The organism is Nocardia cyriacigeorgica, from assembly GCF_010858045.1.
GTDB lineage: Bacteria > Actinomycetota > Actinomycetes > Mycobacteriales > Mycobacteriaceae > Nocardia > Nocardia cyriacigeorgica_E.
In genome coordinates this window covers 17,889-39,373 of the sequence record NZ_JAAGVC010000046.1, presented here as the reverse complement: position 1 = coordinate 39,373, position 21,485 = coordinate 17,889, and the positions used below count along the sequence as shown (strand labels likewise).

The window sequence follows — 21,485 nt, the reverse complement described above, 5'->3', positions numbered from 1 at the left end:
CTCCCCGGCCCGACCCCCAGGTGACGGTCCCTCCCCGGCCCGTCACCTCCCCCGTTTCGGACCTCGCGACTACTGGCAGTAGTCGAAGGTGCCGAGCTCGGTGCGACCGTCCTTGATCAGGTAGCTGGTCGCGTACAGGTCGGTCTTGGCCACCGGGTTCTCACCGTCGGGCGCGAGCCATTCGACCTCCTGGATGACCAGGTAGGCGTTGGGGTCGTTGCGCAGGACGTCGACCTTGGTGTCGTCCATATCGGCGGCCTTGGTGTCGGTGGCCTTGCCGGTCTCCCACTCGCCTGCCACGGCGAGGGTGCCCTGGGCGGCGTCGACGATGACCGTGCGGTAGCGGATCTGCTGGTTTTCACCGGGCAGGTAGCCCGGCTGGGCGTAGACGACCGGCGAATCGATCTCGATCCGGATCTTGTCGTTCTTGTGGGTGCAGGTGGCCTGGCCGGTGACGGCGGCACCCGGGACGCCTTCGGTGGCGGCCGAGGCCGTGCCCGCACCGAGAACGAGGGCGGTGGTCGTGGTGGCGAGAGCGAGGGCGGTGGTCAGCTTGCCGATCATCGTCGTTACGTCCTGTTCGGGGTTTCGGTCTGTGCTTTCCGGTGTGTTCCGGTGTTGATACGAACAATGCCGCCCCCGGCTTGGCGCGCCCTTAAGAAGAACTTGCAGCCCGGCAATCCCCGCTCGAGCGGCCCCGATCGGCGAAACTGGACCAGTTTGCGGCGCGGCTGCTCGATTCGCGCCATGATGGAAGTACGGCAAGAAGATTGGGAGAGCGTCGATGGAAACCGTGGTCGTCTGGATGCTGGCCTGCGTGATCTACTGGTTCGGTCTGCTGTAGGACCCTGCGGTACCCGCTGGACAGAAAAAATCCGCCCCTGACCGGAATGGTCAGGGGCGGAAAGTTTTTTCGAGACGCCGAGGGGTCAGCCGTTGCCGTTGAGGCCGGCCCGCACGCCCTCCTCGACGCGCTTGCCGAGCTCGCTGTCGACGTTCTTCCAGTACTCGAAGACCCGGCTCAGCACCGGCTCCTGCACACCGCCGAGCACATGGCCGACGATATTGCTCACCAGGCGGTCGCGCTGTTCATCGTTGAGCACCTCGCGCACCAGGATGCCGGGCTGGACGAAATCGCCGTCCTCGGCGTGCTGGATGTAGCCGGCGCGCACGGCCTTGCCGTCGAACTCCCAGGCACCGCCGTCACCGGCCAGTTCCGGATCGGCGTGCGGGCCGCCGTAGGAGTTCGGCGCGTACACCGGCACCTCCGGCTCGTTGAAGTGGTACCGCATCGCGCCTTCCTTGGAGTAGGTGTTGACCTCCGCGGCGCGCGGCGCGTTCGGCGGCAGCTGCGCGTAGTTGGTGCCGATGCGGTAACGGTGCGCGTCGGCGTAGGCGAAGACGCGGCCGAGCAGCATCTTGTCCGGCGAGAACCCGATGCCGGGCACGATGTTGGACGGCTCGAACGCGGCCTGCTCGATCTCGACGAAGAAGTTGCGCGGGTTACGGTTCAGCGTCCACTTGCCGACCTCGATCAGCGGGTAGTCCTTCTTGGACCAAACCTTGGTGAGATCGAACGGGTTGAACCGGTAGGTCTCCGCCTCGGCGACCGGCATGATCTGCACGTAGACCGTCCAGCTCGGGAAATCCCCGCGCTCGATGGCGTCCCACAGATCCTTGCGATGCAGGTCGGGGTCGGTGCCCGCGAGCCGGTCGGCCTCGGCCTGGGTGAGGAAGTCCTGGCCCTGATCGGTGCGGAAGTGGTACTTCACCCATACCCGCTCACCTTCGGCGTTGATCCACTGATAGGTGTGCGAGCCGTAGCCGTTCATGTGCCGGTAGCTCTTCGGGATGCCGCGATCGCCCATCAGCCAGGTGACCTGATGCGCCGATTCCGGGCGCAGCGTCCAGAAATCCCACTGCATGTTGTGATCGCGCAGACCCGAACCCGGCAGCCGCTTCTGCGAGCGGATGAAGTCGGGGAACTTGATCGAGTCCTTGATGAAGAAGACCGGGGTGTTGTTGCCGACGAGGTCGTAGTTGCCGTCCTCGGTGTAGAACTTGATCGCGAAACCGCGCGGGTCACGCCAGGTGTCCGGGCTGCCCTGCTCACCGGCGACGGTGGAGAAACGCACCAGCGATTCGGTGCGCGCGCCGGGCTGGAACAGCTTGGCCTTGGTGTACTTCGCGATCTCCGGGTTGGTCACCACCAGTTCGCCGTACGCGCCGGAGCCCTTGGCGTGCACGATGCGTTCCGGCACCCGCTCCCGGTTGAACTGCGCGAGCTTCTCGATCAGGTAGTGGTCGTGCAGCAGAACGGGGCCTTGGGTTCCCGCGGTCAGCGATTCGTTGTCGCTTTCGACGGGAATGCCGGTGTTGGTGGTTGTCGGCTTGGTCATAAAAGCCTCCTCGGCTGTCAACGGACCCGGGATGGGCTGACCCGGGACTGTCAGAGTGTCGGCCGTCGGTCCGGACGGCAGTTCGGGCACAGGCCCCAGAACACGACCTCCGCCTCATCGATGGCGAAACCGTGTTCGTCATCGGGTTGCAGGCAGGGGGCGCTGCCCACGACACAGTCCACGTCCACGACCGTGCCGCAGTTTCTGCACACCAGGTGGTGATGGTTGTCGCCGGTTCTGGCCTCGTAGAGCGCCGCCGACCCGGCCGGCTCGATGCGCCGCAGGATGCCGGCGCGGACGCAGGCATGCAGCACGTCATAGACGGCCTGGGTGGAGACCGAGCCCAGCTGTTGCCGGACGGTGACAGCGACGGTGTCGGCGTCGGAATGCGGACGAGCCGCGACCGCGTCGAGCACCGCTACCCGCGGGGCGGTGACCCGCAGACCGGCCGCGCGCAACTGCTCGCGGGGATCGGTGCTGTCGGTGTGCATACTTCGAGTCTCCACCTTTTCTGGAATTAGTCAAGAAAATAACTGGTGAGTTGCCGAACTGCGGCGTGTGGCCAAAGTGTAGTGCCGCACGTCACATCTTCGGCCCGGAATAGTCCGCCCGTGCGGCTCGTTGAACCCCGCTGTCGGCATCCGAGCAGCCCCGGGCCTCACCCCATCTGTCGCTTCGAGCGACCACTCGCCGAGAGGCGCTTGCCGGGTGTCGATACCAGTGGTGACGTCGGCGTGGGCGTCCCGCGACTCGGCGCCGCCAGGTCCCCCGACCTGGCGGCGTTTCGCATATACCGGCCCCGCCCGGCCTCCGGCGCTAACCTGATCCGCATGGGGCGTTTCGGTGGACTCCTCGTAGGGGTCACAGCGGTTGCGTTGGTTGCGGGGCATGTCTTCGCCGCGTCCGCGGCAGCGGCGCCACCGCCTGCCCCGGCGGAGTGCTCGGTGCACTCGGGGCGCCAACTCGAGCGAGCCGAACCCGAAGCGGTAGGGCTGGATTCGCAGCGCCTCGCCGAGGCGCTCCAGTTCGCGAGCACCCGGAATCGATTGAACGTCCAGGTCTTTCGGCACAACTGCCTGATCGGCGAGGGCCCGACGAACGCGCAGACCGGCAACGTGGCCTGGAATGTCTGGAGCGTGACCAAGTCCATCGTGTCCCTGCTCGCCGGAATCGCCTCGGACCAGGGCAAGCTCGATATCTCCTCGCCGATCGGACGGTATCTGCCCGCGGGTCTCGGCGACGAGCAGCGGCGCTCCATCACGGTCGAGGATCTACTGACGGAATCGTCGGGGATGCGCGTCGGCGTGGTCACCGAAGGCATCACCGGAGTGATTCCGCTCGATCCGAACAGCGCGGTGCAGGCTCTCGGGGTGCCGCTGGATCACGAACCGGGCACCGTATTCAGTTACAGCCAGCGCAATGTCGACCTGCTGGCCTATGTGATGGAACTGGCCGTCGGCGAACCGCTGCAGCAGTTCGCCCAGCGCGAGTTGTTCGACCCGCTCGGCATCGCGCGCGGCGACTACTACTGGGCCCGCGACCGAGCAGGCCACACCTACGGCTACGCGCACCTGATGATCCCGCCGAACGATCTGGCCAAGCTCGGGCTGCTCGTCGCCAACGACGGACGCTGGGGCACAACGCAACTCGTCTCACGCGCTTATCTGGACAAGGCCCGCTCCCCGTCGGCGACCAATCACTGCTACGGGTATCTGTTCTGGCTCGGACCCTCCTGCGCGGAGAACGCGAGCTTCCTGCCACCGGACATGTACTCCATGGCGGGTATGGGCATGCAGAACGTCTTCGTCTTCCCCAGCCAGGATCTGACCGTGGTGTGGACCGGGATGTTCGGCAATGTCAGCGCGCACGGCCCATCCGGCGTCATCCAGAACCAGGCCGAACTGCCGCACGAATTCTTCCGCAGGCTGTTCGCCGCCTTCCATGAGCCGCCGGTCGCCGACCCGGGCCCGTACGTCGAACCACCGCTGACCTTGGACCCGAATGCCTTCATCGACAGCGATATCCTGCTGGCCATCGTCGGGGTGGGGCCGTCGGCCTATCCGGGCTGCAACGTCTTCGCCTGCCTGAACCAGCCGCTGCGCCCGCCCTTCAGCGACGCCCCACCCGGCTGCGCCATCCTGGCCTGCCTCGGCCCCGATCCGCGCACACCGGGCATCCGCTGACCAGACGAGCCCGGCCGCCGCTGTGCAGCGACGGCCGGGCTCGGTCGTGAGAGGTAACCGCTCAGCGGTCGGCGAGCAGGACTTCCGCGATCTGAATGGTGTTGAGCGCGGCGCCCTTACGCAGATTGTCACCGGAGATGAACAGCGCGAGACCGCGGCCGTCGGGCACACCCGGATCCTGCCGGATCCGGCCGACCAGCGACTCGTCGTGCCCGGCCGCCTGCAACGGCGTCGGCACGTCGACCAGCTTCACGCCCGGCGCCTTGGCCAGGATCTCCTTCGCCTGCGCCACCGACAGCGGCTGATCGAACTCGGCGTTCACCGACAGCGAGTGCCCGGTGAACACCGGAACACGCACGCAGGTGCCGCTGACCAGCAGGTCGGGCAGGCCGAGGATCTTGCGGCTCTCGTTGCGCAGCTTCTGATCTTCGTCGGTCTCGCCGGAGCCGTCGTCGACCAGCGAACCGGCCAACGGCAGCACATTGAACGCGATCGGCGCGACGTACTTGTTCGGCGCGGGGAAATCGACCGCGCCACCGTCGTGGGTGAGCTTCTCGGCGTCGTCGATGACCGCGCGCGCCTGCGAGGCCAGCTCTTCCACGCCGGCCAGGCCGCTACCGGACACCGCCTGGTAGCTGGAGACGATGAGCCTGCGCAGCCCGGCGATCTCGTGCAGCGGCTTGAGCACCGGCATCGCGGCCATCGTGGTGCAGTTGGGGTTGGCGATGATGCCCTTGACCAGGTTGCGGGTCTGCTCCGGGTTCACCTCGCTGACCACCAGCGGCACCTCGGGGTCCTTGCGCCATGCCGAGGAGTTGTCGATAACGGTGACGCCGGCGGCGGCGAAACGCGGCGCCTGCACCCGTGACATCGTGGCGCCCGCGGAGAACAGCGCGATATCGAGGCCGGACGGATCGGCGGTCTCGGTGTCTTCCACCACGATCTCACCGCCGCGCCACGGCAGCTTCTTACCCGCGGACCTGGCCGAGGCGAAGAAACGCACCTCGTCGGCCGGGAAGTTGCGCTCCTCGAGCAGCTTGCGCATAACGGCGCCGACCTGACCGGTCGCGCCGACGACTCCAACCCGTACACCCATGATTTATCGCCCCGTTCCGGCGTGGACGACGGCGACCTCGTCACCGCCGAGATCGAAAGCCCGGTGCAGCACCTTGACCGCCTCGTCGAGCTGGGATTCGGCGACCAGCACCGAGATGCGGATCTCCGAGGTCGAGATCAGATCGATGTTGACGCCGGCCTCGGCCAGCGACTCACAGAACGTCGCGGTGACGCCGGGATGGGACTTCATGCCCGCGCCGACGAGAGAGACCTTGCCGATGTTCTCGTCGGAGCGGACCTCCGAGAAACCGATCTCGGCCTTGCGCTCGGTGAGGATCTGCACCGCGCGCACCAGTTCGGTCTTGGGCAGGGTGAAGGTGATGTCGGTCTTGCCGGTCTCCACCTCGGAGACGTTCTGCAACACCATGTCGATATTGATTTCCGCGTCGGCGACCGCCCGGAACACCTTGGCGGCGTAGCCCGGTTCGTCCGGCAGGCCGACGACAGTCACCTTGGCCTCGCTGCGATCGTGCGCAACGCCGGTCAGGATTGCCTGCTCCATCGGGATGTCCTCCATCGATCCGTAAACGGTGGTGCCCACCTTGTCGGTGTACGACGAGCGCACATGCACGGGCACGTTGTAGCGCCGCGCGTATTCGACACAACGCAGCATCAAGACTTTCGAGCCACACGCGGCCATCTCCAGCATCTCCTCGTAGGAGACCTGCTCGAGCTTCTGCGCGTCGGACACGATGCGCGGGTCGGCGGTGAAGATGCCGTCGACGTCGGTGTAGATCTCGCAGACATCGGCCTTCAGCGCCGCGGCCAGCGCGACCGCGGTGGTGTCGGAGCCGCCACGCCCGAGGGTGGTGACGTCCTTGCTGTCCTGGCTCACCCCCTGGAAACCGGCGACCAGCACGATCAGGCCGTCGTCGAGGGCTTCGCGGAGCCGGCTCGGGGTGACGTCGATGATCTTGGCCTTGCCGTGCGCGCCCGTGGTGATGACGCCGGCCTGCGAGCCGGTGAACGAGCGCGCCTCCTCGCCGAGGGCGTGGATGGCCATCGCGACCAGGGCGTTGGAGATGCGCTCACCCGAGGTGAGCAGCATGTCCATTTCCCGCGCCGGGGGTTCCGGGGAGACCTGCTGGGCGAGATCGAGCAGCTCGTCGGTGGTATCGCCCATGGCGGAGCAGACCACGACCACCTCGTGCCCCTGCTTCTTCGTTTCGACGATCCGTTCAGCGACGCGCCGGATACGCTCGGCCGACGAGACCGAGGATCCTCCGTACTTCTGAACAACGAGAGCCACGACAGGGTCCTCCCAGATCGACGAAAAGCTTATTCCGGTGATTCAGCGTACCGGCCCGCATCCAGCGATTTCGGGCCTACCTCCGAGCCTGTGGAAAAGGACACAACCGTGCCGGATCTCGTTTGAGATCGATGCCGACGGGCTATTGCCGCCGGTGATCGCCCTCGTCGACGGCGAGCGTCAGGCGCGGGTGAGCCAGGTGACCTGGGTGCCGTTGCCGAACTCGCGCCGCCTGGTCGGGGTGAACCGAGTGGGCCGGAACGGGCCGTCGAACGCGCGGACACCCGCGCCTGCCGATACCGGATAGCTCTTGATGACGAGTTCATCGATCTCGTCGATCAGCGCACCGGCGAGTGTGCCGCCGCCGGCCAGCCAGATATCAAGGCCGTCCTCCTGCTTCAACCGCCGCACCAGCTCGACCGGATCCGATTCCACCAGCTGCACACCCGGGTCATCGATCGTGCCGAGCGTGCTGGACACGACGTATTGACGTAGCTGCGGATACGGGCTGGTGATGCCGACGGCCAGCCCTGGTTCGTAGGTGCCGCGCCCCATCACCATGGTGTCGAAACTCTTGCTCGGCGTGCCCTCGGCGACACCGAAATGCGGCCAGACATGGGCAGGCAGGGTTTCGGGATAGTCGGCCGCGATCCATTCGGTGAAGTCGGAGGGGAGCGGGAAGAAATCGATGCCGCCGTCGGGTCCGGCGATATAGCCGTCGATGGACATGCCGACGTAGTAGACGAGCTTTCGCATGGGGTCCTGCTTTCTGTGGTGAGTGAGTCGATCAGGCACGCGCATACCAGGTGACCTGGTTGCCGCTGTCGAATTCCTTGCGCCGGACCGGAGTGAACAGTGTCGGATCGAAGGCGTCGGCGAAGGCGGGAATGCCCGCACCAGCGACAACCGGATAGCTCTTGATGATCAGCTCGTCGATCTCGCCGACCAGCGCGCCCGCGAGCTTGCCGCCGCCGCAGAGCCAGATATCGAGGCCCTCGCCACGCTTCAACCGCTGGACCAGGGCGAGCGGATCGCCGGGCACCACCTCGATGGCCGGATCGGCTTCCGGCGCGAGAGTCGACGAGAAGACGTATTGCTTCAGATGCGCGAAGGGGTTTGCCGGACCGACGGCGTAGGTACCGCGGCCCATCAGCACCGGGTCCCACTCCCGGTTCGGCGAATCCACCGCCATGCCGATATGCGGCCGGGCCGCGGTCGGGATCGAGTCCGGGAACTGCGCGCACATCCATTCGGTGTAGGCGTCGCTGCCCGGATAGAAGTCGAACTGGTTGTCGGGGCCCGCGATGTACCCGTCCAGCGAGACGGCGACGTAGTAGACGAGCTTTCGCATATGAACCACCTGAGATGTTGTACTCTGCTTGTAGTGGTTTCAACGTAGTACTACAACTGGAGTGGTGTCAAGGTGAGAACGAATCCGGAGCGCAGGGCCGCGTTGCTCGACGCGGCCATCGAGGTCCTGGCCCGCGAGGGCGCGCGTGGACTGACATTTCGCGCGGTGGACAAGGAAGCCGGCGTGCCCGCGGGCACGGCCTCGAACTATTTCGCCAACCGCGACGACCTGATGACCCAGACCGGCAGCCGCTTCTACGAACGCCTCGAGCCGAGCGCGGCGATGATGGCCAAGCTCGGCGGACCGAAGACGAAAGAGACGATCACCGAGCTGATGACCGACGTGGTGGACCGGCTGGAAACCTTCCGCACCGGTTACCTCGCCCTACTGGAACTGCGCTTGGAGGCGACCCGACGGCCCGAACTGCGCGAAGTACTCACCGAACGAGTCCGCGCCGATATCGAATTCAACGTCCGCAACCACATCGACTCCGGCATGCCGGGCGACGAGGACACAGTGCTGCTGTTGTATCTGGCGCTGAATTGGCTGATCGTCGACCGGCTCACGCTGCCGGGCATCTTCACCGAAGAACAGAGCAGGCATCTGATCGAAACGGCGGTCGCTCGGGCCATAGCAGAACAGGTCGGGTTGTGATGTGCACCACGCTCCCCGATAATGGGAGCCATGATGGCGAACGTCGGAGATCGGCTCCATGTGCACGGTCACATCGTGGGCGACCATGATCATCTCGGCGAGATCGTCGAGGTGCGCGGACCGAACGGGTCGCCCCCGTATATCGTGCGTTTCGAGGACGGACACGAGTCGCTGATCTACCCGGGCCCCGATGCGACAGTGGAGCCGTCGGGGTCGAACTGAAACATCACATTTCGGTCACTTCGCACGCCCGCAGCAACCGTCGACCAACCGTATAGCTACCTACGGAACCGTAGGCTCAGTGTTGACGATCACTGTGCCGCTGGGCACAATCGGCGCGTTGGTAATGCGGGGGTGCGGAGGTAAGACATGCGTACGAAGACCGATATCCGATTCGTCGTCGACACTGACCCCGCACAGGTCATGGACGCATTGGCAGCGGTGGAAATGCTCCCGGATTGGTCGTCGGCCTATACCGATGCCCGCGTCGCCACCCGCGACGAAGAAGGCAGGCCGCGCCGGGTTTTCGTCAAAGCGGAAATGCTCGGCAGCTCCGACCTCCAGGTCCTGGAATACGACTGGGAGGGCAACCGCTCGGCCTGGGAGGTCGTCGACAGCACGCGTGGCGTGAAGGGCGGGGGCTTCTTCGAGCTGAGCGAGTCCGATGAGGGCACCCACGTCTGGTACCACAACGAGTTGTACCTGCCCATTCCCGTTCCCGGCTTCCTGCTCAAGCGCTCCGTGCGCCGCGCGAACGAGGCGATGGTGGAGACGTTCATCGAATTCGCCGAACGATTTCCCGAAACGGAGACGTTTCAAACCGCTTGATGACTGAGCCCGCCCGTCGGGCGGGCATCGCAGGCTCCGACCTGCCACGATGTCATCCATGATCGGATCCAAACGAGCCCGGCTGCAGCCGATGGCCGAGGGCTCCTCGGTGACCCAGCTCGAACTCTTCTTCGACCTGGTCCTGGTCTTCGCGTTCACGATGGTCACCGACCTCGCCTCCGAAGAGACCACCGCGAAGAACCTGCTGCGTGCGCTGTTGTGCCTGGCCCTGATGTGGTGGCTGTGGATCTCCTACTCCTGGCTCGGCAATCTCGTCCGCGCCGACGAGGGTATCGCCCGGGTGGGCATGTTCGTGGCCATGGGCGGCGCGTTCATCGCCGCACTCACCATTCCCGAAGCCTTCGACGACCTCGACGGCGGATGGTTCGGGCCGCTGGTGTTCGCCATCGCCTACCTGGTGGTGCGGCTGGTGCATCTGGCCCTGATGTGGCTGGCCGGCGAAGGCGATCCGAAGCTGCGAGCGCAGATCCTGCGCTGGGCGCTCGGCTCCATCACCCTCGGCACCACGCTCCTCGTCGTCGCGGCCCTCGTCGACGGCAGACTGCAGATCGCGCTGTGGATCGCCGCGATCGCGGGTGACTGGGTGTGGACCCGGTTCGCTGGCACCGAATGGCGGCTCGCCTCCGCCAGTCATTACGCCGAGCGGTACGGCCTGATCATCATCGTGGCACTCGGCGAATCGATCGTCTCCATCGGCATCGGCGTCGCAGGCCTGCCCATCTCCTGGCCGATCACGCTCGCATCGATGCTCGGCCTGGCCATCTCGGGCCTGCTGTGGTGGGCCTACTTCGACGTCGCCGCGCTGACCGTGGAGCACGCCCTGACCGAGGCCACCGGCGCACGCCAGATCAAGATCGCCCAAATGTGCTACATGTACTGGCATTTCCCGATGATCGCCGGCGTCATCGGGCTGTCGCTGGGGTTGAAGAAGGTCCTGTACTACGTCGGCGACGAATCGGACCACAGCCTCAGCGACGCCCTGTACGGTATCCCGCTCGGCGCGCTCTTCGGCGGCGTCGCCCTGTACCTGGTGGGTCTGGTCGGGTTCAAGCATTACGCCACCGGCAACCTCTCCGTGGCCCGGATCGTCACGGCGATCGTGCTGGTCGCCCTGATCCCGGTGGCCGCCATGCTGCCCGCACTGGTCACCTTGACGATGCTGTTCGTCGCGCTCGGGGCGTTGATCGGCTGGGAAACCATTCGGCACGCCGGAGCGCGCGACCGGATCCGCCACGCCACCGCATGAGCCCGCCCGAAGGGGCGGCGCTCAGCGCGGAAAGTGATGGCGCACGGTGCGTTCCAGCGGAGTGGGACCATAGGCGGACGGTGGCACCTTCACCCCGTTGCTCAGCGCGTCGCGGATCTGGTCGATGTTCTCCCGCAACAGATCCGAGACGAGTTCGTCGGTGCGCGGATCGTCGAGGAACTGGAACAGGATCCGGAAGACGGTATCGGCGACCAGCCGGATGATGTCGTCGTGGAACGGCAGGTAGCGGACCCGGCCGGCCTGCGGATCGTTCTTGATCAACTCGACGATCATCTCGTCGAGTTCCTTGCGGTTCTCCTCCAGCGCCGCGGCGATGTTCTGGGTGTAGTGGCCCGCGCGCAGAGCGTGGGCGACCTCGTCCAGCACGGCCATGGTGACCGGCTTCTTGATCGTCTCGACAATCGTGCCGACCGAGCGGTTGACCACCGCGGCGGTCACCCGGTCGCCGAAGACCCGGTCGGCCACCCTGGCCAGCCGCACCAGGATCACCACGATCCGCAGCAACCGGAATCCACGCAGCCACGGGCTGGTCACCGGGATCATGCCGAGCACTTCGTACCAGTAGACGAACGGGAACGTCCACGGCCAGCCCGCGCGATGCCACCGCCAGAGGAACTCGACGGCGAAGATCGCGCAGATGGTGTAGTCGGCGATCACGATGGTGCGGTAGGTCTGCTCGGAGACCTCGAAGAAGGTGATCCAGCCGACCAGCACCACCGAGGCGATGGCCAGCCCGAGCATCAGGAAATCGGTCCACAGGGTGGGCGGTTTGCGCGGGTATTCGCCGGGTTCGGGCACCTCGTCCAGTTCATAGCCGGTGGGCGACGTTACTGCCACGTGAGGATCCCTTCGCTGCCGAACAACCCAGCCGACGGTAATACCGCGCCGCGGCGGCCACGCTGATTTCGCGCTTCGTCGCGGCGCGTCACCGTCCGGCGCGGATGATGGCCTCGATATTGCGTTCGGCCAGCGCGGTAATGGTCAGCGACGGATTGACCGTCGCGGTGCTGCCGGGGATCGCCGCGCCGTCCATGACGTAGAGCCCGGGATGACCGTGTACCCGGCCGTACCCGTCGGTGGCCCGGCCGAGCACAGCACCGCCCAGTGGATGCGCGGTGAACAGCGCATTCGCGTCGTAGCCGAGGGCGCTGTATTCGACCAGCGCGCCCGCCCGCTCGGCGATCCCGCGGTCGACGGCGCGGGCGGCGGCCACCGTCTCGTCGCGGTTGCGGGTCGACCAGCTCAGCCCGACCGAATCCGTGCCTCTGTCATATCCCATCCGGGTGCGGGTCGGATCGAGCACCATGCCCAGGGAGGCCAGGGCTCCGGTTTCGAACGGGATGCCGGGGATGTACCAGTTCTCCAGGGTGAGTGGTACCGCGGAATCGTCGTAGATCCGGCTGGCGCTCGGCACACCCTGGCCGAAGCCGGCCACCGAGCTGGCGCCACGCGCCAGCACCACATCGCCATTGGTGCCCCAGCCGTCGCCGATGTGCTCGTTGAGGTTGGGCAGCGCGCCGGTGGCCTGGGCGCGGACCAGCAGTTCGGTGCTGCCGATGGAACCGGCGCCGAGGAACAACTGATCGCAGGTCAGGGTGCGGGTGCGCAACACGTCACCGGTCGGGGCCAGTTTCGTCACGGTGACCGAATAGCGTCCGCCGCTCTCCTGCGCGATGGCGTCGACCCGGTGACCGGGGAACACTCCGCAGCGGCCGGTCTGCTCGGCGTAGCGCAGATAGTTCTGGTTCAGATCGAATTTCGCACCGTTGGAATTGCCGAGATTGCTGCGCGCCACCGTCGCCGATGGCCTGCTGCGCCCGGCCAGTTCGTCGCGCAGGATGTTCCAGCTGAAAATCGAATCGTTGGGCACCGGCTGATATCCGGCCTTGCGGACCTGCTCGTCCCAGGCACGCGAATGAGTGAACGGCGCCGAGTGGTAGATGTCGGCGGGCATGGCGTCCAGCCGCAGCATCTGCCGCACGCGTGGGTAATAGACGCGCTCGAGTTCGCCGTAATCGACGACGCCGCCGAAGACATGGTCGAACAGGCTGCGCTCGGGCGCGATCATGACACCGCTGAACACGATCGAGCCGCCGCCCACCGCGGCCGCGCGCCACACATCGATTCCCGGGTATTCGGTGACATCGAGGACCCCGCCGAAACTGGCGAACTGCATCGGCACCTTGGTCACCCCGGTGAAGGAGGTGCGGTGCCAGAAGCCGCGGCCGTCGGGCAGGTCGTCGCCGGTGAAGATCTCCCGCCACGGATCATTGGGCCAGCGCGAGCCGCGCTCGAGCACCGTGGTGGCAACGCCGGCCTGCGCCAATCGCAGCGCCGTAGCCGAAGCGCCGAAACCGGAGCCGACGACGATCGCGGGCGAATGGTCGGCCGGATCGGGCAGCGGCGCGAAGATCTCCGGCACCCATTCACGGAACAGTGCATCCCAGATCGGATCGGCATTCGCCGTGACCGCACCGGCCGTCGATCCGAGGACCCCCAGCATTGTCGCCGCACCCACCGCCTCGAGGAAGGCACGCCTATCCACTTCTGCCACCTCCAAATTCACGCGCGCGGCCGGGGGAAGATTACCGGCAATCGCCAATGTTGAACAGCCGCTGTTCACCCGGCCGCACCCGTGATGGAACGATCTTCCTTATAGAGAGATCTGCAGAACAGGCTCTGCCATTACCGATCGGTCATGAAGTGAGCAGCCGGACCACCGCGACGGTGCCGACGACGACGATCACCGCGCGCAGAACCGTGGGTGAGAGCCTGCGTCCGACGCGGGCGCCGAGCTGCCCGCCGATGATGGAACCGGCCGCGATCAGCGCGACGGCTTCCCAGGCGATATCGGCCACCACGATGAAGATGGCCGCCGACACCGCGTTCACCAGCAGCGCGAGCGTGTTCTTCACCGCGTTCAGCCGTTGCAGATCGTCGTGCACGAACACACCGAGCAGGCCGATCAGCAGCACGCCCTGGGCCGCGCCGAAATAGCCGCCGTAGATACCGGTGGCGTAGATCGAGCCGAACAGCACCGGACCGCCGTGCTCGGGGGTGTTGTCGGCGTCGCGGCGGCTCTTCACCCAGGCCGCAAGCCGCGGCTGCACCACCACCAGCACCAGGGCCGCGATGATCAGCACCGGGACAATGGCCTTGAACGCCTGTTCCGGCATGGTCAGCAGGGCCACCGCGCCGGTGATCGCCCCCAACAGCGAGGCGACACCAAGCCGCAGCAGCCGGGCGCGCTGACCGGACAGTTCACGCCGGTACCCGATCACCCCGCTGATCGAGCCGGGCACCAGCCCGACGGTGTTCGATACATTCGCCGTCACCGGCGGGTAGCCGATCGCCAGCAGCACCGGAAAGGTGATGAGGGTGCCGGAGCCGACGATGGTGTTGATTCCGCCCGCGGCCACACCGGCCCCGAAGACGGCCAGCTGTTCGAGCCAAGTCATCCATGTTCCTCACGTCCCGTCGGGCCGGGCAGGCCCGTACAAGCGCATCCGGTCACCGACGCTATCGGTACCGCCCTTCCGTCGCCGAATCCGGGCACGGTAAACTGGCCGGCATCATGCAGCGGGCTCTTCTTCTCGGCCGCCGCGACGGGGTCTGATCGGACCGGCCTCCCGTCGCGGGGTTCTGCCGCGCCGGTCGACCCGCCTTTTCGGGACACCACCCACACCCACGGAGAATCGCATGTCACCCGCTGACGCCTTCGTATCCGGCACGCGCACCATCACCGCGCCCACCAAGCCCGCGCCCGCCGATCAGCCGGCCTGGAACAAGCAGAAGAACTCCTCCATGCCGACCTTCCGTTACCGGCCCTTCGCCGAGGAGGTCGAGCCGATCACACTGCCCGACCGCACCTGGCCGGACAAGGTCATCGATCGCGCTCCCGCCTGGTGTGCGGTGGACCTGCGCGACGGCAACCAGGCCCTGATCGACCCGATGAGCCCGGCCCGCAAGCGCCGCATGTTCGACCTGCTGGTGCGGATGGGCTACAAGGAGATCGAGGTCGGCTTCCCGTCGGCCAGCCAGACCGATTTCGACTTCGTCCGCGAGATCATCACCGACGGCGCCATCCCGGACGACGTCACCATCCAGGTGCTGACCCAGTGCCGCCCGGAACTGATCGAACGCACCTTCGAGGCCTGCTCGGGCGCGCCGAACGTCATCGTGCACTTCTACAACTCCACCTCCATCCTGCAGCGCCGGGTGGTGTTCCGCGCCGACCGCGAGGCCGTCAAGAAGATCGCCACCGACGCGGCGAAGCTGTGCCTGGAGACCGAGCGGAAGCACCCCGACACCAACTGGCGCTACGAGTACAGCCCGGAGTCCTACACCGGCACCGAACTGGAGTACGCCAAGGAGGTCTGCGACGCGGTCTCCGAGATCATCGCGCCGACCCCCGAGAAGCCGCTGATCATCAACCTGCCCGCGACCGTCGAGATGGCCACGCCGAACGTCTACGCCGATTCCATCGAGTGGATGCACCGCAACCTGGCCCGCCGCGATGCGATCGTGCTGTCGCTGCACCCGCACAATGACCGCGGCACCGCCGTGGCGGCCGCCGAACTGGGCTACCAGGCCGGCGCCGACCGCATCGAGGGCTGCCTGTTCGGCAACGGTGAGCGCACCGGCAACGTCTGCCTGGTCACCCTTGGTATGAACCTGTTCTCCCGTGGCATCGACCCGCAGATCAACTTCTCCGATATCGACGAGATCCGTCGCACGGTCGAATACTGCAACCAGCTGCCCGTGCACGAGCGCCACCCCTACGGCGGCGACCTGGTCTACACCGCGTTCTCCGGCTCCCACCAGGACGCCATCAACAAGGGACTGGACGCGATGAAGGTGACCGCCGATTCGGCGGGCGCCGACGTCGACGACATCACCTGGGAGGTGCCGTACCTGCCGATCGACCCCAAGGACGTGGGCCGCACCTACGAGGCCGTCATCCGGGTCAATTCGCAGTCCGGCAAGGGCGGGGTCGCCTACATCATGAAGACCGATCACGGGCTGGCGCTGCCGCGACGGCTGCAGATCGAGTTCTCTCAGGCGATCCAGCAGATCACCGACGGTGAGGGCGGCGAGGTGACGCCCAAGGAGATGTGGGACGTCTTCGCCACCGAGTACCTGAACCCGGTGCGCCCGCTGGAGCGGATCAAGCAGAAGGTCACCGCCTCGGAGACCGACGGCGGCACCGACACCATCACCGCCACGGTGAAGGTCGACGGTGTCGAGCAGGAGATCACCGGTACCGGCAACGGCCCGCTCGCGGCGTTCGTCGACGCGATCGCGACGGTCGGGTTCGATGTGCAGGTGCTCGACTACTCCGAGCACGCCATGTCCGCCGGTGACGATGCGCAGGCGGCGGCCTACGTCGAATGCGCGATCGGTGACAAGACGGTCTGGGGTGTCGGCATCGCCACCTCCATCACGACCGCCTCGCTGCGTGCCGTGGTTTCCGCGGTCAACCGGGCGAACTGAGCGGCAATCGGCGCGGTCCGGACGGCTCTGTGCCGGTCCGGACCGCGCCGGTGCCGTCTCGGACCTGGTAAGCCACGGCATGCACGGGGCCGAACTCACCTGCTAGCGTTGACCCGCAACTGCGCCACCGAGCTCTCTGCTCGACATCCCGAGCAGATGGGGGAACTGTGACAGACAACGACAACCCGACTTCTCCGCCCTGGCTGCAGAGTCATCCGGCGGATGCCGGAATCGCCACCGAATCCGACACGACGCAGCAGCCGCAGCCCGACTCCGGTGAAGCCGAGCAGTCCGCGGCTGCCGAATCGAGCCCCGCGGGCGAGGCACCGGAGTCCGAATCGGGCAACGGCGCCGGAGCCGCAGACGCGACGTCGGTGTATTCGGTCGACGAATCCTCGTTCGGCGCCGACCAGTTCGCTGCCCCCGGCGCTTCGGCGCCAGGGCAGTTCGAGCCGCACAGCAGTGGCGAGTTCGCGCAGCCAGGACAGTTCTCTTCGCACAGCAGCGGTCAGTTCGCGCAGCCGAGCCAATTCTCCGAACAGGGGCAGCCCGCACCGCATACCAGCGGTCAGTTCGCCCAGCCGGGCCAGTTCCCCGAACCAGCTCCCGGGCAATTCCCGGAGCAGGGTTCCTTCGCGCCCCCTGGTCAATTCCCCGAGCAGGGCTCCTTCGCGCCCCCTGGACAATTCCCGGAGCAGGGCTCCTTCGCACCTCCGGGGCAATTCCCCGAGCAGGGCACTTTCGCACCTCCCGGGCAATTCCCGGAACAGGGTTCCTTCGCGCCCCCGGGTCAGTTCCCGGAACAGGGTTCGTTCGCGCCGCCGGGTCAGTTCGCGCCCTCGGGTCCGTTCGATCCTTCAGGGCAGGGCCAGTTCTCGCAGGCAGGTCCCGGATCGTTCCCCGAGCAGCCGAACCAGGGCCAGTTCGAGCCCCCCGCGCCCGGCCAGTTCGATCAGCAACCGAACCAGGGCGGGTTCGAGCCGCAGGCGCAGGGCCAATTCGCGCCGCACAACAGCGGGCAGTTCGAGCAGCAGCCCGCCCCTGGGCAATTCGAGCACCAGGGCGGCCCCGGCCAGTTCTCGCAGCCGCCCGGCCAGCAGTTCGGCGCGGGCCAGAGCCAGTTCGCCCCCGGCGGTTTCGCGCCGCAGGGTGAGCAGCAGTTCCAGGCTCCGCCGCCCGCACCCGAACAGAGCAACCACCATCCGATGCCCGAGGGCGGCGATCCGCTCGGCGGCGCCATCAACAGCTGGGCCCCGCCGCCGGTCGCGCCGCAGCAGACCTACCAGCCGCCCATGCAGCAGTCCGCGCCGACCGGCATGAGCGGCCCCGCCACCGGCCAGTACCAGACACCGGACTGGCAGGGCGGCCCGCCGCAGACCCAGCAGCCCGGGCAGCCGCAGCAGCAGCCGTTCGTGCCGCAGCACATGCCGCAACCCGGGCAGCCCGGCCATTCGGTCAACGACCTGAACCTGCTGAAGCGGGCCCGCAAGGCGCCGCGCAGCGGGTGGCGCCGGGCCGTGCACAAGGCCTCCCGCGGCATCATCAACCCAGGTGAATCCGCTGCCGATGTGGTGCACGCCGACCTGGTCGAGCGCGTCAACCAGCCGGTGCGCGGCGACTACCGGATCGCGATCCTTTCGCTGAAGGGCGGTGTCGGCAAGACCACCACCACCGTCGGCATCGGCTCCACCTTCGCCTCGCTGCGCGGTGACCGGGTGATCGCCATCGACGCCAACCCCGACCTCGGCACCCTCGCGCATCGGGTGCCGCGGCAGACCCGCTCCACGGTCCGCAACCTGCTCGAAGACCAGCACATCACCCGGTACTCCGATGTCCGCGCGCACACCTCGCAGGCACCGAGCCGGCTGGAAGTGCTGGCCAGTGAACAGGATCCGGCCGTCTCGGAAGCGTTCAGCGAGGCCGATTACCGCAAGGCCATCGGCATCCTGCAGTCGTTCTACAACATCATCCTGACCGACTGCGGTACCGGCCTGATGCACTCGGCCATGGCCGGCGTGCTCGATATGGCCAGCTCGCTGGTCCTGGTCACCTCCCCCGCCATCGACGGCGCCCGCAGCGCCTCGGCCACCCTCGACTGGCTCGACCACCACGGCTACAGCAAGCTGGTGGAACGAACCGTCGTGGTGGTCAACGCCTCTCGCCGCGGCGCCTCCTCGGTCGATATCGACCAGCTGCGCAAGCTGTTCCTCGACCGCACCCGCGCGGTGCAGGTGGTGCCGTTCGACGACCACCTCGCCGAGGGGGCGGAAATCGACTTGGAATTGGTGAGCAAGCCGACCCGGCGTGCGCTGTTGGAGTTGGCGGCCATGGTGGCCGACGACTTCGGGTACGCGGCGGGGCAGCAGCCTTACGGGCGGTGAGCCGAGCGGGTGCGGTCGAGCCGTGCGCTGCGCGGCGCACCGGCTTGATCACCACCGAGCTCCGGCCTTGATCGGCGGCGACGACTTCGGATACGCGGGGCAGCATTACGGGCGCTGAGACCGCGCGGAGCGTCTGCTGCGGGGTCGGCGTGAGCTGTGTCGGCGCGAAGCCCGCTTGCCTGATTCCACCCTGCGCCGGGCCCAGTGATCTGGCGGGCGAGCCCGGTCACTTCGCTGGTGGGTTTCGGAGGTCTTCGGCGCGGAATCGGCAGCCGGTCACGCCCGTGATCAAGGCCGCTTTGCGGGTACCGAGCCTGATTTCGTTTCCGTGATCGGGCGAGTGCAGTGTGACATCGTGTCGTCCCGGCTGGTCGGCAATGATCGTCACCGATGTAATGCCCTGCTCTGCGGCAATACTCCGGGCCATACGCAGCACGTTTGGCCATTCGGTGTCGCTGATCGGCACCGAGGAGATGAGACGATCGGTGGTCATCGACACGCCATCAGTCTTCAAGTACGGCCCGGGGCAACCCAACGTGTTCTGCCCCCGGTTGACCTCGGTTTCCCAGGCAAGTCCGGGTGCCACGCTTCGAACAGCCTCAGCGATCTGCCGGATCAGTGCGATGAGCTGAGCTTCGGTGTCCTGAACGGACGGCAGTTTTCGCATCATGTCTTCGGCGTGGGCGATCTGCTCCGGCGAGGGTGTGCGCTCGGAATCGTCCAGGCTACTACCGCACCCGCCGAGCACTGCCATCACCACGACCGACAACAACACGCGCGCAACGTTGTTCATCGCCATGTCAACGCACTTCCAATGGAGGGTCTTCACCGGTGAGACCGGCGAGAACGATGGCCATGTTGTATCCGGAGGTGCGCAGACGACCATTCGCTCCCGATTGGGGGTACTCGCTGTGACCGTTCGAGTCCTCACGGTAGACACCATCTCGGGTGGTGAATTCCCGGGTAGACAGTTGTTCGAGGTTCGTCGTCACCGGATCCGGCCCGAACACACCGTAGTCGTCTGCCCAGCTGATCGGGTCGTCAGGTGCGCGCATGACGAATCCGTGACCCGGTCGGAGATTGAGATCGCTCTCATCGTCGGCGTTGATACCGGGCGAGCCGTAGAAGACCGCGTCGTCGACCGGGCTGTCCGGCCCGAGGGATTGAAGTGCGAGTGCGGTCGTATAGGACCCGTATGAGTGACCGAGTGCGGTGATATGCGGATCGGGCTTGTTCGAAGCGGCATCTAGACCTTCGAAGAAGCTCGCCAGTTTCGGAGCTCCGGCCTCGGCGCGACCTGTCATCGCCGCATCCACTCCGAGCTCAGGCGGCGGTTCGTAACCGAGCCAGGCGATCGTTGATACCGTCTCTCCGCCTCGTTTCGCTTCGTCTAACTGGCTCAAGGCTTCCTGCTGTAGAGCTACCGCCTCGAGAGCCATGCCGTCCAGCGATGGCATCGTTGTCGATACCCCGGGCACAGTTACCGAGACGTGGTCCGCATTGTCGGGGTCCCCGATGGCAATAGCAGCCATGCCCTTATCCCCGGATTGCATATCCAGCAGCAGCAATCGCGCACCGGTATCCGGGTTGTTCGGGTCCAGTGGATGGTCGGCCAGCGTCCGTTCCAGCGAATCGAGATCCGTCAGCTTCGCTTCGACTCGCGCCAGCTCAGCCTTCTTATCCGCGTTCGGTATCGGCGCGTTCGGATTCTTCGGCGGTCCCGGATCGTCTTTGAGCTCCTCTTTCAACCGGTCCCGCTCCTGCGTCAACCGCGCCCGCTCATCATCGATCCGGTTGACATTGGCCTCATGGCGCGCCATCGACGGGATTCCGTCGCGGTTTCCGATCCATTCGGGGTGCTGTTCGATGATTTCGCGGCGTTGGCGGTCATCGAGGGCGTCCCAGTAGGCATTGTTCTCGCGCGCTGTCCCGTTTTCCGGCGGGGCGAGGGCGGTGAGTCCGCCTTGGGTGGCGCCGGTGGTGGAGGCGGCGACGACGTCGGTGGCGCCGTTGTCGGTGATTTCCCCGTTGGCGGCCTTGTTGAGCACAGCGGCGGCGTCGGCGACGATGTCATCGGCCTGGCGCATGACGGCGCGGGCGGCGTCGATCAGTTCGAGCCGGAGCGCTTCCACCGATGCCGGGTCGGGGGCTCCGGGTTTGTCGGCGATGGTGACGTGGCCGTGGTCCCAGACCTCCAGCCCGGCTTCGGTGGCGCGCTGGTCGATCGTGGCGAGGGTCTGCTTCAAGTGTTTGACGGCCTCGCGGGTCTGGGCGGTCAACGCTCGAACGGCGCCGAGCGCGGCCGCTTCGTCGGTGAGTTGATCAGAGGTGTCGGCGAAGCGGCGGCGGGCTGCATCGGCGGCGTCGCCTTCCCAGCCGGGCAGTCTGCCGATATCGGCGAGCTGTTTGTCGGCGTCTTCGATCGTGGTGATGCGCTGGGAGAGAGATGTTTCCAGCATCTCCAGCGCGAGCTCGTTCCACCAGCGGATATCGGGTAACAGCATCGGTCCGGCGCCCCCCAACGGTAACTTGTGCCGTCTGCG

Annotated in this window: 19 protein-coding genes; 7 read left to right on the top strand and 12 right to left on the bottom strand. The window is 66.5% G+C overall.

From position 1 onward, the window contains the following. Positions 1-69: 69 nt before the first annotated feature. From GV790_RS25450 to GV790_RS25440, 3 genes are all read right to left on the bottom strand, one after another. On the bottom strand, positions 70-564 hold the full coding sequence (locus GV790_RS25450) for a hypothetical protein (RefSeq protein WP_036532181.1): 495 nt from the start codon (positions 562-564) through the stop codon (positions 70-72). A 365-nt stretch (positions 565-929) separates the two neighbouring features. Beyond that, positions 930-2,399 carry a catalase gene (locus GV790_RS25445; protein ID WP_104362224.1) on the bottom strand — a complete coding sequence of 490 codons (1,470 nt, stop codon included), beginning with the start codon at positions 2,397-2,399 and terminating at the stop codon, positions 930-932. Positions 2,400-2,449: 50 nt separating this feature from the next. Then, positions 2,450-2,890, bottom strand: coding sequence for a Fur family transcriptional regulator (locus GV790_RS25440; protein WP_036532176.1), 441 nt, complete (start codon positions 2,888-2,890; stop codon positions 2,450-2,452). 339 nt (positions 2,891-3,229) lie between these two features. Between GV790_RS25440 and GV790_RS25435 the strand changes: the two genes are divergently transcribed. After that, positions 3,230-4,582: a serine hydrolase domain-containing protein gene (locus GV790_RS25435; protein WP_163816857.1), complete on the top strand. Its 1,353-nt coding sequence runs from the start codon at positions 3,230-3,232 to the stop codon at positions 4,580-4,582. 61 nt (positions 4,583-4,643) lie between these two features. Here GV790_RS25435 and GV790_RS25430 read toward each other — a convergent pair whose 3' ends face one another. The 4 genes from GV790_RS25430 to GV790_RS25415 form a co-directional block, all read right to left on the bottom strand. Beyond that, positions 4,644-5,678: an aspartate-semialdehyde dehydrogenase gene (locus GV790_RS25430; RefSeq protein ID WP_163816855.1), complete on the bottom strand. Its 1,035-nt coding sequence runs from the start codon at positions 5,676-5,678 to the stop codon at positions 4,644-4,646. Positions 5,679-5,681: 3 nt separating this feature from the next. Then, positions 5,682-6,947 carry an aspartate kinase gene (locus tag GV790_RS25425; protein WP_163816853.1) on the bottom strand — a complete coding sequence of 422 codons (1,266 nt, stop codon included), beginning with the start codon at positions 6,945-6,947 and terminating at the stop codon, positions 5,682-5,684. Positions 6,948-7,127: 180 nt separating this feature from the next. Beyond that, positions 7,128-7,703: a dihydrofolate reductase family protein gene (locus GV790_RS25420; RefSeq protein ID WP_163816851.1), complete on the bottom strand. Its 576-nt coding sequence runs from the start codon at positions 7,701-7,703 to the stop codon at positions 7,128-7,130. Between the two features lie 31 nt (positions 7,704-7,734). Then, on the bottom strand, positions 7,735-8,298 hold the full coding sequence (locus GV790_RS25415; protein ID WP_163816849.1) for a dihydrofolate reductase family protein: 564 nt from the start codon (positions 8,296-8,298) through the stop codon (positions 7,735-7,737). A 72-nt stretch (positions 8,299-8,370) separates the two neighbouring features. Here GV790_RS25415 and GV790_RS25410 point away from each other — a divergent pair, with 72 nt between their 5' ends. From GV790_RS25410 to GV790_RS25395, 4 genes are all read left to right on the top strand, one after another. After that, positions 8,371-8,952 (top strand): TetR/AcrR family transcriptional regulator, encoded by a 582-nt coding sequence (locus tag GV790_RS25410; RefSeq protein ID WP_163816847.1) that lies wholly within the window; start codon positions 8,371-8,373, stop codon positions 8,950-8,952. Positions 8,953-8,982: 30 nt separating this feature from the next. Beyond that, a complete protein-coding gene (locus GV790_RS25405; protein ID WP_175586006.1) occupies positions 8,983-9,174 on the top strand; it encodes a DUF1918 domain-containing protein in 192 nt (63 codons plus the stop codon). A gap of 147 nt (positions 9,175-9,321) precedes the next feature. Beyond that, entirely contained in the window at positions 9,322-9,780 is a 459-nt protein-coding gene (locus GV790_RS25400; protein ID WP_163816845.1) for an SRPBCC family protein, read from the top strand. 58 nt (positions 9,781-9,838) lie between these two features. After that, complete coding sequence (locus GV790_RS25395; RefSeq protein WP_163816843.1) at positions 9,839-11,047, top strand: low temperature requirement protein A; 1,209 nt, start codon at positions 9,839-9,841, stop codon at positions 11,045-11,047. Positions 11,048-11,068: 21 nt separating this feature from the next. On the opposite strand, the gene GV790_RS25390 is transcribed toward GV790_RS25395, so the two are convergent. The 3 genes from GV790_RS25390 to GV790_RS25380 all read right to left on the bottom strand — a co-directional run bounded on the left by GV790_RS25390 (position 11,069) and on the right by GV790_RS25380 (position 14,526). Further along, a complete protein-coding gene (locus GV790_RS25390) occupies positions 11,069-11,905 on the bottom strand; it encodes an ion transporter (protein WP_163816841.1) in 837 nt (278 codons plus the stop codon). Positions 11,906-11,993: 88 nt separating this feature from the next. Next, the gene (locus tag GV790_RS25385) at positions 11,994-13,613 is read right to left on the bottom strand and encodes a GMC oxidoreductase (protein ID WP_163816839.1); all 1,620 of its coding nucleotides are present in this window, start codon (positions 13,611-13,613) and stop codon (positions 11,994-11,996) included. Between the two features lie 151 nt (positions 13,614-13,764). Beyond that, positions 13,765-14,526: a sulfite exporter TauE/SafE family protein gene (locus tag GV790_RS25380; protein ID WP_163816837.1), complete on the bottom strand. Its 762-nt coding sequence runs from the start codon at positions 14,524-14,526 to the stop codon at positions 13,765-13,767. A 241-nt stretch (positions 14,527-14,767) separates the two neighbouring features. Here GV790_RS25380 and leuA point away from each other — a divergent pair, with 241 nt between their 5' ends. Together leuA and GV790_RS31685 are read left to right on the top strand one after the other, a co-directional pair. Then, positions 14,768-16,561: a 2-isopropylmalate synthase gene (leuA, locus tag GV790_RS25375; RefSeq protein ID WP_163816835.1), complete on the top strand. Its 1,794-nt coding sequence runs from the start codon at positions 14,768-14,770 to the stop codon at positions 16,559-16,561. A 167-nt stretch (positions 16,562-16,728) separates the two neighbouring features. Then, positions 16,729-18,942 (top strand): nucleotide-binding protein, encoded by a 2,214-nt coding sequence (locus tag GV790_RS31685; protein ID WP_309139036.1) that lies wholly within the window; start codon positions 16,729-16,731, stop codon positions 18,940-18,942. A 226-nt stretch (positions 18,943-19,168) separates the two neighbouring features. Here the strand turns inward: GV790_RS31685 and GV790_RS25365 are convergent, their stop codons facing one another. Then, positions 19,169-19,741 (bottom strand): LppA family lipoprotein, encoded by a 573-nt coding sequence (locus GV790_RS25365; RefSeq protein ID WP_163816833.1) that lies wholly within the window; start codon positions 19,739-19,741, stop codon positions 19,169-19,171. A 1-nt stretch (position 19,742) separates the two neighbouring features. Further along, positions 19,743-21,446, bottom strand: a complete 1,704-nt coding sequence (locus tag GV790_RS25360) for an alpha/beta hydrolase (RefSeq protein ID WP_163816831.1) — start codon at positions 21,444-21,446, stop codon at positions 19,743-19,745. Positions 21,447-21,485: the final 39 nt, after the last annotated feature.